The 383-nt window shown below is 79.1% G+C and carries 1 protein-coding gene; it reads left to right on the top strand.

Annotated elements, in window-relative coordinates; all coding sequences use genetic code 11:
* Positions 1-383 (top strand): MerR family transcriptional regulator (locus L0D17_RS13345; RefSeq protein WP_279231846.1); only part of this gene is annotated, 383 nt, incomplete at both ends.

Raw genomic sequence — 383 nt, 5'->3', positions numbered from 1 at the left:
CGCCCGGGCCCTGGGGGTCTCCCCGGCCACCCTCCGGCGCTACGCCGCCCTGTGGGAGGGGGTGGTGGGCCCCCTGCCCCGGGACCCCCGGGGGGGCCGGCTCTGGCCCAAGGAGGCCCTGGCCCGCCTCCAGGCGGCCCGGGAGGCCCACCTGCGGGAAGGCCTCCCCCTGGAGGAGGCCCTGGCCCGGGTCCAGGGGGACTTCCCGGCCGCCGGCCTCGCCCTCCCCTCCGAGGGGGAGGCCCTGGCCCTCCTCCGGGCCCTGGCCGAACGGCTGGAGCGGGTGGAGGGGGAACTCCGGGCCCTGCGGGAGGAGAACGCCTGCCTCAGGGAGGCCTTGAAGGCCCTGGAGCCCCCGGTCAGCGAAGCTACCTTGAGGAGGC

The sequence above is a fragment of the Thermus thalpophilus genome (assembly GCF_022760915.1).
Classification (GTDB): Bacteria; Deinococcota; Deinococci; order Deinococcales; family Thermaceae; genus Thermus; species Thermus thalpophilus.
This window is presented reverse-complemented; position numbering and strand designations above follow the sequence as displayed.